This window comes from Enterococcus villorum (assembly GCF_007990225.1).
GTDB classification, from domain to species: Bacteria; Bacillota; Bacilli; order Lactobacillales; family Enterococcaceae; genus Enterococcus_B; species Enterococcus_B villorum.
In genome coordinates this window covers 22,727-39,622 of sequence record NZ_BJWF01000015.1, presented here as the reverse complement: position 1 = coordinate 39,622, position 16,896 = coordinate 22,727, and the positions used below count along the sequence as shown (strand labels likewise).

The 16,896-nt window shown below is 35.0% G+C and carries 13 protein-coding genes and 1 pseudogene; 11 read left to right on the top strand and 3 right to left on the bottom strand.

Annotated elements, in window-relative coordinates; translation table 11 throughout:
• Positions 1 to 120: 120 nt before the first annotated feature.
• The 6 genes from parE (at position 121) to EVI01_RS07195 (ending at position 10,416) form a co-directional block, all read left to right on the top strand.
• Positions 121 to 2,148 carry a DNA topoisomerase IV subunit B gene (gene parE / locus EVI01_RS07220; protein WP_010751229.1) on the top strand — a complete coding sequence of 676 codons (2,028 nt, stop codon included), beginning with the start codon at positions 121 to 123 and terminating at the stop codon, positions 2,146 to 2,148.
• 11 nt (positions 2,149 to 2,159) lie between these two features.
• Positions 2,160 to 4,610: a DNA topoisomerase IV subunit A gene (parC, locus tag EVI01_RS07215; protein WP_010751228.1), complete on the top strand. Its 2,451-nt coding sequence runs from the start codon at positions 2,160 to 2,162 to the stop codon at positions 4,608 to 4,610.
• A gap of 275 nt (positions 4,611 to 4,885) precedes the next feature.
• Entirely contained in the window at positions 4,886 to 7,117 is a 2,232-nt protein-coding gene (pflB, locus tag EVI01_RS07210; protein WP_010751227.1) for a formate C-acetyltransferase, read from the top strand.
• 473 nt (positions 7,118 to 7,590) lie between these two features.
• On the top strand, positions 7,591 to 8,352 hold the full coding sequence (gene pflA, locus EVI01_RS07205; protein ID WP_010751226.1) for a pyruvate formate-lyase-activating protein: 762 nt from the start codon (positions 7,591 to 7,593) through the stop codon (positions 8,350 to 8,352).
• Between the two features lie 85 nt (positions 8,353 to 8,437).
• Positions 8,438 to 9,364, top strand: coding sequence for a manganese-dependent inorganic pyrophosphatase (locus tag EVI01_RS07200; protein WP_010751225.1), 927 nt, complete (start codon positions 8,438 to 8,440; stop codon positions 9,362 to 9,364).
• Positions 9,365 to 9,534: 170 nt separating this feature from the next.
• Positions 9,535 to 10,416: a DUF1803 domain-containing protein gene (locus EVI01_RS07195; protein WP_010751224.1), complete on the top strand. Its 882-nt coding sequence runs from the start codon at positions 9,535 to 9,537 to the stop codon at positions 10,414 to 10,416.
• 18 nt (positions 10,417 to 10,434) lie between these two features.
• Here the strand turns inward: EVI01_RS07195 and EVI01_RS07190 are convergent, their stop codons facing one another.
• Both EVI01_RS07190 and EVI01_RS07185 read right to left on the bottom strand, forming a co-directional pair.
• Entirely contained in the window at positions 10,435 to 11,061 is a 627-nt protein-coding gene (locus tag EVI01_RS07190; protein WP_010751223.1) for a hypothetical protein, read from the bottom strand.
• A gap of 134 nt (positions 11,062 to 11,195) precedes the next feature.
• A pseudogene (locus tag EVI01_RS07185) lies at positions 11,196 to 11,626 on the bottom strand (DUF5698 domain-containing protein).
• Positions 11,627 to 11,750: 124 nt separating this feature from the next.
• Here EVI01_RS07185 and EVI01_RS07180 point away from each other — a divergent pair.
• The 5 genes from EVI01_RS07180 to EVI01_RS07160 all read left to right on the top strand — a co-directional run bounded on the left by EVI01_RS07180 (position 11,751) and on the right by EVI01_RS07160 (position 16,056).
• The gene (locus EVI01_RS07180; RefSeq protein ID WP_010751221.1) at positions 11,751 to 12,140 is read left to right on the top strand and encodes a hypothetical protein; all 390 of its coding nucleotides are present in this window, start codon (positions 11,751 to 11,753) and stop codon (positions 12,138 to 12,140) included.
• A 4-nt stretch (positions 12,141 to 12,144) separates the two neighbouring features.
• Positions 12,145 to 12,897 (top strand): alpha/beta fold hydrolase, encoded by a 753-nt coding sequence (locus EVI01_RS07175; protein WP_010751220.1) that lies wholly within the window; start codon positions 12,145 to 12,147, stop codon positions 12,895 to 12,897.
• A gap of 299 nt (positions 12,898 to 13,196) precedes the next feature.
• Entirely contained in the window at positions 13,197 to 14,144 is a 948-nt protein-coding gene (locus EVI01_RS07170; RefSeq protein WP_010751219.1) for a LacI family DNA-binding transcriptional regulator, read from the top strand.
• Positions 14,145 to 14,239: 95 nt separating this feature from the next.
• Positions 14,240 to 14,959, top strand: coding sequence for a hypothetical protein (locus tag EVI01_RS07165; RefSeq protein WP_010751218.1), 720 nt, complete (start codon positions 14,240 to 14,242; stop codon positions 14,957 to 14,959).
• A gap of 68 nt (positions 14,960 to 15,027) precedes the next feature.
• Positions 15,028 to 16,056: a zinc-binding alcohol dehydrogenase family protein gene (locus tag EVI01_RS07160; protein WP_010751217.1), complete on the top strand. Its 1,029-nt coding sequence runs from the start codon at positions 15,028 to 15,030 to the stop codon at positions 16,054 to 16,056.
• A 79-nt stretch (positions 16,057 to 16,135) separates the two neighbouring features.
• Here EVI01_RS07160 and EVI01_RS07155 read toward each other — a convergent pair whose 3' ends face one another.
• Entirely contained in the window at positions 16,136 to 16,792 is a 657-nt protein-coding gene (locus EVI01_RS07155) for a YitT family protein (protein ID WP_010751216.1), read from the bottom strand.
• Positions 16,793 to 16,896: the final 104 nt, after the last annotated feature.

Below are 16,896 nucleotides of genomic sequence, written 5' to 3'. Positions count from 1 at the left end.
GCTATTCAAGGAACAATAAATATTGATTTCTCGTTTAACCTCTTTTTTTTCGTAAGCTTTTCTAGTATGATTATCGTGGTGCGGTTTTTACCGTAAAGTATGATTGAAGGAGCGTTTGCCTTGGCAAAAAAAGTAAAGAACGAATATAATGATGCGTCAATCCAGGTTCTTGAAGGATTAGAGGCAGTTAGAAAACGACCAGGAATGTATATCGGGTCGACTGATAGCCGGGGCTTACATCATCTAGTCTATGAAATTGTCGACAATGCGGTTGATGAAGCTTTATCTGGCTATGGAAATGAAATTGATGTAACAATCCATGAAGACAACAGTATCACTGTAAAAGATAGCGGACGTGGCATGCCGGTTGGAATGCACGCTTCTGGTATTCCAACAGTTGAAGTGATTTTTACAGTTTTACATGCCGGTGGTAAGTTCGGTCAAGGGGGATACAAAACCTCTGGCGGACTTCACGGAGTAGGTGCAAGTGTCGTTAATGCGTTATCAAAATGGCTGACTGTAACGATCGTCCGCGATGGGATAGAGTACCAACAAAAATTTAGTAATGGCGGTAAACCAAACGGAACATTGAAAAAAATAGGGAAAACAAAGAAAGAAAATGGAACAACTGTCCATTTCTTGCCCGATGAAACCATTTTTTCTACCACTAAATTTTCTTATGAAATTTTATCTGAGCGTTTGAGAGAGTCTGCTTTTCTTTTAAGAGGAGTAAAAATCACTCTTTCTGATTTACGTGGTGAAGAACCAGTGAAAGAAGTCTTTCATTATGAAGAAGGCATCAAAGAATTTGTTGATTATCTTAATGAAGAAAAAGACACCTTGACACCTGTTGTTTATTTCTCTGGTGAAAAAGATGGGATTGAAGTGGAAGTTGCTTACCAATACAATGATGGCTATTCAGAAAATGTGCTATCATTCGTTAATAACGTGCGGACAAAAGACGGCGGTACCCATGAATCTGGGATGAAATCAGCCATGACAAAAGCCTATAACGAGTATGCTAGAAAAGTAGGCTTGTTGAAAGAGCGAGATAAAAATCTCGAAGGAAGCGACTTTAGAGAAGGTTTAGCAGCTGTTCTCTCCATTCGGGTTCCTGAAAATTTACTTCAGTTCGAAGGTCAAACCAAAGAAAAATTAGGGACCCCAATTGCTCGGACTGTAGTGGATAATGTGATCGGCGAACAAATGGGCTTTTATTTACAAGAAAATAGTGAAATGAGTCAAATGTTAGTAAGAAAAGCAATAAAAGCTCGAGAAGCTCGAGAAGCCGCCCGAAAAGCACGTGAAGAAAGTCGAAATGGAAAGAAACGTAAAAAAGGGGAGTCATTACTTTCTGGTAAATTGACACCAGCGCAATCACGCAACCCTAAAAAGAATGAATTGTATCTAGTGGAAGGAGATTCCGCTGGTGGTTCTGCCAAACAAGGAAGAGATCGTAAATTCCAAGCAATTCTGCCTTTACGTGGGAAAGTAATCAATACAGAAAAAGCGAAGATGCAAGATATCTTGAAAAATGAAGAAATCAATACCATGATTTATACCATTGGATCGGGAGTAGGACCTGAATTTTCTATCGAAGATTGTAATTATGACAAAATTATTATTATGACCGATGCGGATACGGATGGTGCACACATCCAAGTACTATTATTAACTTTCTTTTATCGTTATATGAAACCATTGATCGAAGCTGGGAAGGTCTATATTGCCTTGCCTCCGCTATATAAAGTTTCTAAAGGGCAAGGAAAGAAACAAGTGATTGAATATGCTTGGACAGATGATGAATTGGCAGCAACGATTAAAAATATTGGAAAAGGATACATGCTGCAACGCTATAAAGGTCTTGGAGAAATGAATGCGGAACAACTATGGGAAACAACAATGGATCCTGCTTCTCGTACTTTGATTCGCGTAAGGATAGATGATGCTGCTCAGGCAGAACGTCGTGTAACAACATTGATGGGCGACAAAGTCGAACCTCGTCGTAAGTGGATTGAAAACCACGTACAATTTACGTTAGAAGAAGATGGAAGTATCTTAGATAAAAAAGAAGAAGTAGAGAATACTTCTTCTGGTTCAAATGAATTATTTGACGAAGAGAAACAATCTGAAATAGTTGGAGAATAGGAGGTCACCTGATGGAAGATCGTCAAGAAGTACAAGAACTAACCCTAGAAGAAGTGATGGGTGACCGCTTCGGACGTTACTCAAAGTATATTATTCAAGAAAGAGCATTGCCGGATATCCGTGATGGATTAAAACCTGTACAAAGACGGATTTTATTTGCAATGAATAAAGATGGCAATACCTTTGATAAAGGGTTTCGTAAATCGGCGAAGTCTGTAGGGAACATCATGGGGAACTACCATCCTCATGGTGACAGCAGTATTTATGAAGCAATGGTTCGCATGAGCCAAGATTGGAAGCTAAGAGAAGTTCTTATAGAGATGCACGGGAATAACGGAAGCATGGATGGAGACCCACCAGCTGCCATGCGTTACACAGAAGCTCGTTTATCACAACTAAGTGGAGAAATGTTAGCGGATATTGAGAAAAACACGGTTGATCTTGTCTGGAATTTTGATGATACAGAAAAAGAGCCAACTGTTTTACCAGCGAGATATCCTAATCTCTTAGTCAACGGTTCCACAGGTATTTCAGCTGGTTATGCAACTGAAATACCTACTCATAATTTAGCAGAAGTAATTGATGGAACGATTTATCTGATCGATCATCCTAAAGCAAGTTTAGATAAACTAATGGAGTACATTCCAGGTCCTGACTTTCCTACAGGCGGGATTTTACAAGGGAAAGATGAGATTAAAAAAGCGTATGAAACTGGTCGTGGAAAAGTCATTTTACGGTCGAAAACTAAGATTGAAGCCATCAAAGGCAATAAACAACAAATTGTAATTTCTGAAATCCCTTATGAAGTAAATAAAGCCACGTTAGTTAAAAAAATGGATGAAATCCGTTTGAATAAAAAAATCGACGGAATTGCAGAAGTTAGAGATGAAAGTGATCGAACAGGTTTACAAATTGTGGTTGAATTAAAAAAAGATGCCAATGCACAAGGTATTTTAAATTATCTGTTTAAAAATACTGAACTTCAGATCAACTATAATTTTAATATGGTAGCCATTGATCACATGACCCCTCATCAAGTTGGATTAAAAGATATTTTAAGCAGTTATATTGTCCATCGAAAACAAGTAATTACCAAACGTAGTCAATTTGACTTAGAAAAAGCGCAAAAACGTCAACACATCGTAGAAGGTCTAATGAAAGCTTTGTCGGTTTTAGATGAAGTTATTACGACAATCCGAGAAAGTAAAGATAAGAAAAATGCGAAGCAAAATTTAATCGAAGTTTTTCAATTTACAGAAGAACAGGCAGAAGCAATTGTTACGTTACAATTGTATCGTTTGACGAATACCGATATTACAGAACTCCGCAAAGAATCAGAAAATTTGATTGCTCAGATCACGGAATTAAATAAAATTTTATCAAATGAGAAAGAACTATTCTCTGTGATGAAAAAAGAACTTCGCGAAGTCAAGAAAAAATATGCGAATATACGGATGACAGCTATCCAAGATGAAATCGAAGAAATTAAAATTGATACAAAGGTGTTGGTGGCACAAGAAGACGTGATCGTCAGTGTGACAAAAGAAGGATATGTAAAACGTACGAGTTTGCGTTCTTACAGTGCTTCAAAACCGGAAGAAATTGGCATGCGAGAAGGCGATTATCTTTTGTATGCTGCCGAACTAAACACCCTAGATCACCTTCTATTAATTACAAATAAAGCAAATGTTATCTATCGTCCAGTTCATGAATTACCTGATCTGAAATGGAAAGATGCAGGCGAACACATCTCGCAAACCATTTTAAATCTTTCTGTTGATGAATCGATTTTAGCGGTCTTTCCTTATAAAAAAATCGAAGCGGAGAAGACGCTGATCTTTATAAGTAAAAATGGTTGGATAAAACAAACTCGTATGACAGAATTTGAACCATGGCGTACGTATAAAAGTCGCCCGCTTAGCGGAATGAAATTAAAGAGTGAAGATGATGAATTAGTGGCTGTTTATCTTGAAGAGGGACAAACAGACTTGGATGTCTTTTTAGTCACACATCAAGGCATGGGGTTACGTTATCCACTGGAAGAAGTACCTGTAGTTGGTGCAAAAGCGGCTGGTGTTCGCTCAATCAATCTAAAAGAAGCAGATACGGTTGTGAATGGATTGTTGGTATTTGCTGAAGGGGATGCGCCAATCGTTCTCGTGACGCAACGAGGAGCTATTAAACGTATGTTAGCTCAAGAAATCAGTCAAACATCTCGAGCTAAACGAGGCGTAACGGTCTTACGTGAGTTGAAGAAACATCCACACCGTGTCATCTATATGTCAGAAGGAAATGCCAAAGAAAGAACGCTTGTTAATCAAAAAGGGCAAGAACTAGTGATTAATCCCACTGATTATCCAATAGGCGATCGCACCTCAAATGGATCGTTTGTTTTAGATGAGAAAAAAGGTGGCGAGGTGATCCAAGTAATCGACACGGCAGATATGATCATCGAAAGTTAACTGTTATAATGTTTTTTGTAATGAGTCGCAACTGTATTAATACAGTTGCGACTCATTATTTGTATTTTTTTAAAAAAACTTAATGAGAAAACAATAAAATATGAAAGTGTTCACAATGGATAAATGCTTTATTATCAATGTTTATTTATATATTTAAATTAAAAAGAAATTTATTGTTAAATAAAAAACAAGAAAACCCTTGCAAAGATAGCTTTCTGTGTTATACTTATCACGTAAAAACTGTTACATAAAACAGACAACAGGAGGTCCATACAATGGAGCAATGGAATGGATTTAAAGGAACCAAATGGAAAGAAGGCGTAGATACAAGAGACTTCATCCAGAATAACTACACAGAATATCGTGGGGATGACAGCTTTTTAGAAAAACCAACAGAAGCAACAGAAAAATTATGGGAAGAACTACAAAAACTAAATGACATCCAATTTGAACGTAATGGCGTTTATGATATGGATACAGAGATCGTGTCAACGATTACTTCTCATGATGCTGGTTATTTAGATAAAGACTTAGAAAAAATCGTTGGTTTACAAACAGACAAACCGTTGAAACAAGCATTTATGCCTTTTGGTGGGATTAATATGGCCAATAATGCTTTAACAAGCAATGGTTACACACCAAATGATGAGTTAACTCATATTTTTACTGATTGGAGAAAAACTCATAACCAAGGTGTATTTGATGCTTACACTGCTGAAATGCGTGCAGCTCGTAAAAACAAGATTATTACTGGGCTTCCAGATGCTTATGGTCGTGGTCGAATCATTGGGGATTATCGTCGTATTGCGTTGTATGGAATTGACTACTTGATGGCACAAAAGAAAAAAGACCACGATATGACTGGTTTCCACACAATGGATGAAGAAGTGATCCGTCTTCGTGAAGAAATCACAGAACAATACCGTGCCTTAGCACAAATGAAAGAAATGGCTGCGAAATATGGTTATGATATTTCTAAACCAGCTGCGAATGCGAAGGAAGCTGTTCAATGGTTATACTTTGGTTACTTAGCAGCAATTAAATCACAAAATGGTGCAGCAATGTCTATTGGTCGTATTTCTGCATTCTTAGATATTTATATCCAACGTGATTTAGACAATGGAGTAATCACTGAACAAGAAGCACAAGAATTAATTGATCATTTAGTGATGAAATTACGTATGGTAAAATTTGCTCGTACGCCAGAATATAACCAGTTATTCTCTGGATTCCCAATCTGGGCAACACTTTCAATCGCAGGCATGGGCTTAGATGGCCGTTCATTAGTGACTAAAAATGACTTCCGTCTATTGCATACATTAACAAATATGGGACCTTCTCCAGAGCCAAACTTGACAGTATTGTATTCAGAACATTTACCAGAAGGATTTAGAACTTATGCAAGTAAAATTGCTATCGAAAGTTCATCTATCCAATTTGAAAATGATAATCTGCTTCGTGAACAATGGGGTTCTGATGACTGTGCAATCGCATGTTGTGTGTCTGGAACAGTTGTTGGAAAAGACATGCAATTCTTTGGTGCTCGTGCGAACCTAGCAAAAGCATTACTTTATGCAATTAACGGTGGCGTGGACGAAGTAACAGGTGCGCAAGTCGGTCCTGAGTATCGTCCAATCACAGGTGAAACACTAGACTTTGAACAAGTAAAACATAACTTTATGAACGTAATGGATTGGTTAGCAGAACTTTACGTTAACACATTGAACATTATTCATTACATGCACGATAAATATTCTTATGAAGCAGCGCAACTAGCGTTAATGGATTCAGATTTAAAACGTACATTTGCAACAGGGATTGCAGGTATTTCACATGCGGCAGATAGTTTAGCTGCAATTAAATATGCACAAGTAAAACCAATTCGTAATGAAAAAGGAATTGCCGTTGACTTTGAAGTAACTGGTGAATTTCCAAAATATGGAAATGACGATGACAAAGCAGATGAACTTGCTGAATGGATCTTAGAGTACTTCATGACACAAATCAAACGTCATAAGACTTACCGTAACTCAACTCCAACAACGTCATTATTAACAATCACATCTAACGTAGTTTACGGAAAAAATACAGGGAATACACCTGATGGACGTGAAGCTGGAAAACCGCTTGCTCCTGGTGCAAACCCAAGTTACAATGCTGAACAAAATGGACTATTGGCAAGTCTGAACTCTACAGCTAAAATCAATTATGCTTATGCTCGTGATGGTATCTCTAATACCCAAACAATTAACCCTTCTGGACTTGGAAAAGATGAAGAAACTCGTATTGGTAACTTACGTAATGTCTTAGATGGTTATTTCTCTAAAGGAGCTTACCATTTAAATGTTAACGTATTTAGTAACGACTTATTACGTGACGCAATGGAAAATCCAATGAAATACCCTAACTTAACCATCCGTGTTTCAGGATATGCCGTTAAATTCCGTGATTTAACAAGAGAACAACAATTAGACGTATTGATGAGAACATCTCACGACAGAATGTAATCAAGAGGTTGTGAACAGCATGTTCTGCTTCAAGAATTAAGAACAAAAATGTGAAAATAGCTTCTCATATTTTCCCATTTTTGGGCTTAATTCCGTAGAAGCAATGCTGTGAACACCGTTTATCAAGAGGTCGTGAAAAGGCTGGTCTGAATCAAGCAATAAGAACGAACAGAGAAAAATAGCTTCTCATATTTTTCCTCTGTTTGGGCTTATTGTCGCAGATGCAAGCCTTTGAACACTGTTTACCAAGAGGTCGTGAAAAGGCTGGTCTGCATCAAGCAGAACAAGCAGAGAATAAGCGCTTTTGATCAATTACTCTAATGGAAGTCACGAAGTAAAACCATTGACTTTCATCAAAAATAAAAAATTTGAGGGCAGAACAATTAGATGTTCTTGCCCTCATCTTTTCAATCGTAATAAAACAATAAGTGTATTTTGAATGAAAATGAAATTAAAGAAAAGAAGTGATCCTTATGGAAGATAAAACAATTGGCTATGTTCATTCGATCGAAACGTTTGGTTCAGTAGATGGACCGGGTGTTAGATTTGTCGTTTTTATGCAAGGCTGTCGCATGCGTTGTGAATTTTGTCATAATCCTGATACATGGAATATAGGTGGAGGAAAAGAATATACGGCAGATGAACTGTTAGACCAAGCGGAACGGTATCGTTCTTATTGGGGCTCAGAAGGGGGAATCACAGTCAGCGGTGGAGAACCGTTATTGCAGATTGATTTCTTAATTGAGTTGTTTAAAAAAGCCAAAGAACGTGGAATGCATACGACTCTAGATACATGTGGTAAACCATTCACACGTGAGGAGCCATTCTTTTCTCGTTTTCAAGAATTGATGAAATATACTGAATTGCTGCTTTTTGATATTAAACATATCGACAATGAAGAGCATAAGAAATTAACACGTTGGGGTAATGAAAATATACTAGAAATGGCACAATATCTTTCTGAAATTAATAAATCAGTCTGGATCAGACATGTTTTAGTACCTGAACGCAGTGATTATGATGAATATTTGATTCGCTTAGATGATTTTATTAAAACCTTGGAAAATGTGGATAAAGTAGAAATCTTACCTTATCATACAATGGGAAAATATAAGTGGGAAACCCTAGGGCTAGAATATCCATTAGAAGGAATCGAACCGCCGACAAAAGAACGAGTCGAAAATGCGAAACGTTTGCTTCACGTGGAAGAATATAAAGGTTATCTTAATAGATAGAAAAGGACGGAAAAGAAGATAAGTATTGCTTCTTTTCCGTTTTTTGCTATTATTAAATAGGAGAAATCACAAAGGAGCGAGACAAATGTCAAAAATTTTAGTTTTTGGTCACCAAAATCCAGATACCGATGCAATTGGAGCTGCAATTGCCTTCTCACATTTGCAAAATCAATTAGGAAAAGAAACGGAAGCAGTTGCGTTAGGAACACCTAATGAAGAAACACAATTTGCTTTAGACTATTTCAAACTTCCTGCCCCTCGTGTTGTTCATTCTGCTAAAGAAGAAGCAGCGCAAGTTATGCTCGTCGATCATAACGAGTTTCAACAAAGTATTGCTGATATTGCAGAAACAGAAATTTTAGCAGTCGTTGATCATCATCGTATTGCAAATTTTGAAACAGCAAATCCACTATACTATCGTGCAGAACCTGTTGGGTGTACAAGTACAATCATTTTGAAATTATATAAAGAGCATCAAGTAGAAATTCCTCAAGCAATAGCCGGGATCATGTTATCTGCGATTTTATCAGATACGTTGTTATTCAAATCACCAACTTGTACATCAGAAGACGAAGCTGCAGCAAAAGAGCTTGCTGAAATTGCCGCAGTCGATGTAACAAGCTATGGACTAGACATGTTAAAAGCGGGAACGAATCTTAGTGATAAAACTGCTGCAGTTTTACTTGACCTTGATGCGAAAAGCTTCCCAATGGGTGGTAAAAATGTTCGAATCGCGCAAGTCAATACAGTGGATTTAAACGAAGTGATGGCGCGTCAAAAGGAACTTGAAGAAGCAATGGCTGATGAAATGTCTAAAAATGGGTATGATTTATTTGTTTTAGTTGTCACGAATATTTTAGATAGCGATTCTGAACTCTTAGTGGCTGGTACTGGTTTGGAAAAAGTAGAAGAAGCTTTCCAAGTCAAATTAACGAACAATCGAGCTTTATTAAAAGGCGTTGTTTCACGTAAGAAACAAGTAGTACCACAACTAACAGCTGTTTTTAGTTAAACATTTGAAAATATCCTAAACTGACCGCCGGAACAATAGGAATTGTTGAAACTTATTTCGGTCACAAATTAAGAGTTGAATGAAAAAAGCAGGATAAAGTCAGTAAGACATTTATCCTGCTTTTTAGTTAGTAAAAATAAAAACATGAAAAGGAAAAAGAGAAAGTAAAGATGAACTATTTTTATTCTAAAAATAAACAAGAGAAATTGGGGAAATTAGTTGAGCATGATCTTTTCCCTTTATTAATTGATTACATGTATCAACATCAAAATGAGGATATTATTTTAAGAGAACTGAAAGCTGTTTTTCCGCAACGAAAATTTGAAGCTTTTCTTGATCAGCTTATTGATGAAAACTTATTAAAACGTGAAAATCGTCGCTACTCTTTAAATTTTCCAATTTTTGATGAAAGTAAATTCCAAAAAGAAATAGAAGAAGCCACTTCTCTTATGACACAAAAATTAGTTTCTTTTTCACAAGAAGAAAAACAGCTCGTTATGGGAGAAGAAATGTGGTCTTACTGTTTTGAATCGAAAAGCAGTTATTTTTATGCGACAGTGGAATATTTATTACCAATAAGTAAACATGTTGCTGGTAATCAAACCTATCAATGGGTATCGTTGAATTATCACGATAGTTTGACCTTTTCTCTAGCTAATTATTTTTATCTGCAAAAAAAGCAAATAGCAATGCCCGTAGAATTTGAACGTTTAGCTAAGCTAATTGGAGATGTCAATGAAATGTATTATTTCGATCAAGTAGAAGTAATTATTGACCGAATAAAAGCAAATAAGTATAAGCGTCGACGTCCTAGTATCTTTTATGATTCTTTAGTACTAACAAAGACAATAGAAACTAAAATAGTTGAGAATGAAGAAAAAACGCAGCTAGCGATTCCTATGATTGAATCTAAAATAAAAACGATTGATTTTCCAAAAATAGCACATGGGCAAACGGTAGAAGAGAAAGCTTATATAAAAAGGAAAGTGTACGAATGTCTCATCAACCAACATTTATTAACTGATTTTTCTTACCTACGTCAAATAAAATAAAAAAACAGTTCAAGACGATTAAATATTTTTGTCTTGGACTGTTTTTCTTACTTTCCACATCATAAATCCGAGGCATGAAATAAAAAGTAATTCTAAAAAGTTACTTGTCATTTGAATATTTGCTGGATCAAAAGTTGGTGCTAGCGCTAATACAAGGAATGAAAAAATACTATAACCAAAACAAAAAAATGGGATGGCTTGCATAAGAAAAGGCAATTGTAACTTTTTATACATCAATGAAAAAATAAAATAGGTAAAGAGAGATAAAGTTACGACTAAACCATTTATGATAAAAAAGAAAAGTGAATTTTGGTTAAATGAGTAAAAGAACGTACTGAGTAAAGACAAGGCTTTTAACACAACGAAGAAATTCGCGGCTTCATTCATCCTCTTAGGTAATTGATAGACCATAAAAGCTCTAAAAGATAAAGAAAAAACAAAAGCACAAATGGATGAAAGTATTAATAAAAATTGACTCTCATCTAACTGATTTAGCCCAGGTTGATCCAGTAATAGCCAACCAAATGCATTGCAAGGTGCATCGGAAGAGCGGAAATAGGAATAGCATATAAATAAACAGAGCGTTAATAGAGCAAAAATAGTTCCTACATGTAAAAAAGTATTTGTATTTCGTTTCGTTTCCATATATTCTCCTGATAAAAATAGTGTTAATCATGATATATGATAACAAAATGATGAGTATATGTCGATGGTTTTTAATGAAAATAAAAAGTATTGTTCATTTTATAGTATAAATTTCATTTTTTTCATTTTATTTGTTAAAAAGTTCTTTCATTTGATGCTTTCGTACTTTTTGTCCAAAAACCACCAGAAATATATGTTGGTACATACGAAATGATAAATGTGCTTGACTCAATTTCTTTGATTAAAATATTTGATATATATTGTTCTCCCAAACTATTTGCGGGTAAAATCGTTGTGATCCTTCTATAGCCTAATACTAATTTGTTTTCAATAACTATCCCGCTACTAATCCCTATTGTGTATCCTAAAACATAAAGAAATGGATAGGAATGTCCAGACGTTCCAAAACAAGCGATAATCCAACCATGTAAATAATAATTTCTACCATATTAACGAGTGGAGCCAATCCATAGCCTTTTATAGTTGACATAAATCGAAGTGTGTTTAATGGAATATACGCAAAATTAATAAGAAAAATCATAGCGAACATCTGAAAATCAATCATTGAAAATCCTTCATTTTCCTTCCTTTATTTAATAAAAGTAGAAAAAATGAAAAATAAGTCTTTTTTCGTTCTAAAAAATGATAAAACGATTATAATAGAATTATAAAGAGAGTTGGTGATAATTATGAAAACAATCAATCGAGCGATAGGAACCACTCATATTCTAAGTATTTTATCATGCGGATACTTAGATTTATATTCAATTAATCAACCAGTTGTAGCTAATAATATTATCTTTCAACTATCATTGACCGATAGTTTAATTTTAAGTATTTTTTTATTTACTATTATATTTATAGGAAATGTATTTGGAAGTTTTGCCAGTTTTTTGAATTTTTCTATTTATCCTTTGCTTTCTTTGGGACTTGGTATGGCTGGGCTTTGCACGCTTCTTTTATTTGCAAAAGTGATCAATCTGTTTGTCATTTTATTCGGTATAATTAGTGTTTTTCAAATTGTTGTTAGTTTGTGTGAAATCGTTCATTCAACCATTTTGATGAAATTAGGTGAGTAAATTAGTGAATCCAATCCTATTAAAGCGTACAGTTAAAAATATTCCATTACTCGAAGTTGTTTTAAAAGAATTAAGAAATGAAAAAATACCAATAATTATATATTATCATGGTTGGCAAACAAGCAAAGAGCTGGTTTTGACTCAAGGAAGGAAGTTTGCTAAAAAAGGATTTCGTGTGTTATTGCCAGATGCGATGAATCATGGTGAACGAAAACAAGCAGTTTCTTCAATTCCCTCCTTTACTTTTTGGAATAGTATCTATGGTAACTTGTTTGAATTTGATACCTTACTCGATCATTTAAACCAGCGTGGCCTATTACATGAAAAAATAGCAGTAGGTGGGGTCTCAATGGGGGGCATGACGACTTGTGCTTTGTTGACCAAACATCCGCAATTGGTTGGTGGGATTTGTTTGATGGGCTCTCCAGCACCACTTGAATATGGAAAAGAGATCTACAAAAGAGCAAATGAATTTCACTATGTACTACCAGAAGATTACTTTGATTTAATTTCGTGGGTTCCTACATATGATTTATCTTTGCAACCGGAAAAATTGGCCGGTCGTCCGCTTTACTTTTGGCATGGCGTGAAAGATGAAAAGATACCTTTTCAACAAACCAATGATTTTGTGAATGAAAATCAATACAAATCTTATGGAATGGGAATTGTTTTTGATTTTTCACGAACGGAAAGACATATGGTGAAAATCCCATTGATGGAACTTGCGGCAGATTTTTTAGCAGAAGCAATGAAATGACTAAAAAAGAAATAGATAAAAGAAAATTGTAAGAGGGAATCATCAATGAAAAATAAATGAATGAAACGGATGATTACCTGAACCGTGTATCTTTTATAAAATAGACCAGAACCAGAATTTCAAGAAACTTAACAAAGGTTCTTGGAATTTTGGCTTGTTTTATTCTTAATGTTGTAGAGAAGATAAAAACGATTTAGGTCTTGCTGATTAATTGTAAAATTACTGAGTTTTATTGCTACAAAATTTGCTATAATAAAAACAACAAAAATTAAAAATTTTTTTCACGAAAGGAGTAGTCTATGCCAACGTTAGCTGATGTTGCTAAAAAAGCAAATGTTTCCAAAATGACAGTCTCGCGCGTGATTAATCATCCTGAACAAGTGACAGATGAATTAAAAGAATTAGTATTTTCTGCTATGGCAGAGTTAGACTATCGACCTAATATTGCAGCTAAAGCGTTGGTCTCTAATCGCTCACAGATCATCAAACTGTTTATTTTAGAAGAAATTGATACAACAGAACCCTATTATATGAATTTATTGATGGGAATTGCAAAATGTATTGGGAAAGCCCATTATTCTCTACAATTAGTAACAAATGATGCATTTGACGTAGGGTCTTGTGATGGCTATATTATCACTGGAGTAAGAGAGAAAGATTTTGATTGGATTGATCGTTTAGAAAAGCCTGTCATCTTATTCGGAGAAAATCGGTTTGGTTATGATTATGTAGATAGTGATAACCATTATGGAACGGCGAAAGCTTCACAATATGCGTTAGAATGTGGGTATGAAACCATTATTTACATCGGTATCGATGAAGATGAACCTTTTGAATTATCAAGAGAAGCAGGCTATATTTCTGTCATGAAAGAGGCTAAGTTAGCCTCTCAAATTTTGCGTTTTCCCAATCATTCGACAATGGCAGAAAATTACCTGATTGATCATTGGCATCGGTTTAACAAAAAAACATGTTTTATTTGTAGTTCTGACCGATTAGCTTTAGGTATTGTTAGAGGGATCGTAAAAGGAAGAGGAAAAGTTCCAGAAGAATTTGGAGTGATTGGTTTTGATGGTGTTTTTTTAGATCAAATCAGTTCGCCTAAGTTAACGACTGTCAAACAGGATATTGTTCGAATGGGTGAAGTTTGTGGAGAAATGTTGCTCAAAAAAATTGCAGCAAAAGGGGAAAGCCAAGGATATCGGCGTTTTTTCCCAGAGTTAATTATCCGTGAAACGACGAAATAACATTTGATCAGTGAATTTCAATTGTGGTCACTATTGTAAATGAATAAATTGTGCTATCATTGAGAAAAGTCTCATGGATGAGAAGGATGGTTTAAATGAAAGAAATTAGTCGAAAACATTTTCGTTTTCCTGCTTATGATGATGAAACTGGGGTAAAGTTAGAAAAAAATCAAAAACGTGTTTTATTTGATGGACAAGATGACTTATTGACAGAGATGAATAGTCAACCTTTATTTGAGCAAATGCAAGAATTTCACTTTGCAAAAAACGAAGGCAAAGAGCAACGAAAACGCCGAAATCTGAGCAAGTCAAACAAAAAAAATCCAAAAGAAGAACTCGTGTACCGGAAAGAAAAACTCTCTGATTATCGTGTTCCTACAAATAACGAAACGTTTGTTCAACCACATTCTAAAACGACCAAAGGAACCACATCAAAACAAAGCAATCAGAAGCATTCAATGGGTCGTTCTTACACAGAAAACCCTAAAAATCCTGGGAGAGAACGAACGTATTTTGTTCCAAAGTATGTTCCAGCATCGATTATTCCAGATCCAAAAACACGTAAAATTTCAGAGAATGAATTAGTTCGTTCTATGAAAAAAAGTAAGGATTCTTATTTGTTATTTGACAATGAATTAGTTCCATATCAAGAAAAAAAAGTAGGCGAACCTTCTGTCAAACCATTTAATAAGGTTGAAAAGGAACCTTTGAATCAAAGAAAAAAAGAAAAAGGCCATGGTGTTTTAGAAAGATCACTTCAAGGATTGATTGAAGACCAAGGGAATTCTTTGGGAGAAAATAGTTATTTTAAATGATAGAAAACCTGAATTTGCCGTTAGGATGGATTCAGGTCTTTTTATTTGAATGAAAGAAGGAATTAACAATGAAAAAAAGAATGAAACGGATTGGTTTTTATGAAGGGTTACCCATTTCAGATGCACATAGTTTTATTGAAGAAACAACAGAACGACCAATTCCTAAACATCGAGATTTATTAGTGCAAGTGTCAGCAGTCTCGGTAAATCCGGTTGATACAAAATTTAGACACCAAGCAGTTAAGAAGAATACGTTAACTGTTTTAGGCTTTGATGCGGTAGGTAAAGTAGTAGCAAAAGGTTCTGAGGTTAAAGACTATGCTATAGGAGATCGCATCTATTATGCGGGCACATCTAAGCGTTCAGGAAGTAACCAGGAATTTCAGTTAGTGGATGAACGTATCGTGGCAAAGGCTCCAAACAATTTAACGGATGAAGCGTGTGCTGCATTACCATTAACGGCGATTACAGCTTATGAACTACTCTTTGAAAAGTTTCAATTTATACCAAAAGAAGTAGCCAATACGACTAAAAACATACTCGTAATCAACGGTGGTGGCGGAGTCGGTTCGATTTTAACGCAATTAGCAAAATGGTGTGGTTTAAAAGTTGCTGCTACAGCCAGTCAAAAAAACTTTGAGTGGTTAAAATCCAATGGTGTAGACTACCCAATTGATTATCACCAACCAGTAAAACCTCAGTTAGAAAAAGTTGGCATGGATAAAGTAGATGCTGTCGCTGTATTATTTGATATTCGTCCTTACTTAACAGAACTTGTAGAAATCATTCAACCAATGGGACATATTGGCATGATTGTGGGGGTCGATGAGCCTATTGATATATCAAAGTTTAAAAATTTGTCTGTCACTTTTGATTGGGAATACATGTTTGCAAAAACAGATCATGAAAAACAGATTGAGACACAAGGGGAGATATTAATTCATCTCACAAAATTGATCGAAGAAAATAAAATTCATACCAATTTAGGAAAAGTATATAAAGAAGGAATATCCGCTGATACATTAAAGCAGGCAACGAAAGAGGTAGAATCGGGAAAAGTACAAGGAAAAGTAGTGATCACTGGTGGCTTTCGCTAAAATAAAAAAATGACCAAAAAGGACAAAAGCTTTTTGGTCATTAAAAAAATAGTAAAAGTTTCTAAGGAATTGATGTCTTTTATTCTGCAGAATCAAAAGACTTGATTGTTTCGTTTTCTCTAGCAGAAGAAATAAATTTAAATGGATTAGTAATATCAAGATATTTTATTTTATTCAAAGTATAAGACAAGATAGAACAACTAACTAGTGTATAAATAAAATGTATAATATCTAAATATAATAATGAGACAATCAAGATACCGAAAGTAACGAGAAATAAACTTTTTCCAATTTTGATCTGGAAATATTTTTCAAATACTTGATAAATGATGTCTGTACCACCTGTACTTCCACCAAAGCGAAAAACAAGACCACAACCGATACCAGATAACACACCTGTCATTAAACTATTAATTAAAAGGCTTTGTACAGCAAAATGAATGTGCAACCCTTCCCATAGATGTAAAAAGAATACTAAAGAAAACGTGCCAATGATCGTGCGAAGAAAAGCCTGTTTTCCAAAAATAAATAAAGAGATCAACAATAATGGCAAGTTAAAAATCAGCGAGGTAATAGAAGGTGCAAAACCAAATAAGTTATTCAATAAAAGGGCAATTCCTGTCACGCCACCATCTGCTAATTTTGCAGGAATATTGATTCCGGTTACCGCTAATCCATAAATCGCAGCGCCAAAGATTATACCAATTAGATCTGTAAATAATTTTAATTTTTTCATGTCTATCCTCTTTTTTTATGAAAATTTTCAGCAACTTCTTTATTATACTTGCTGATCGATAATCTTCAAGAGAGAAATGGAAAAATCTTGTAAAAAAATATCAT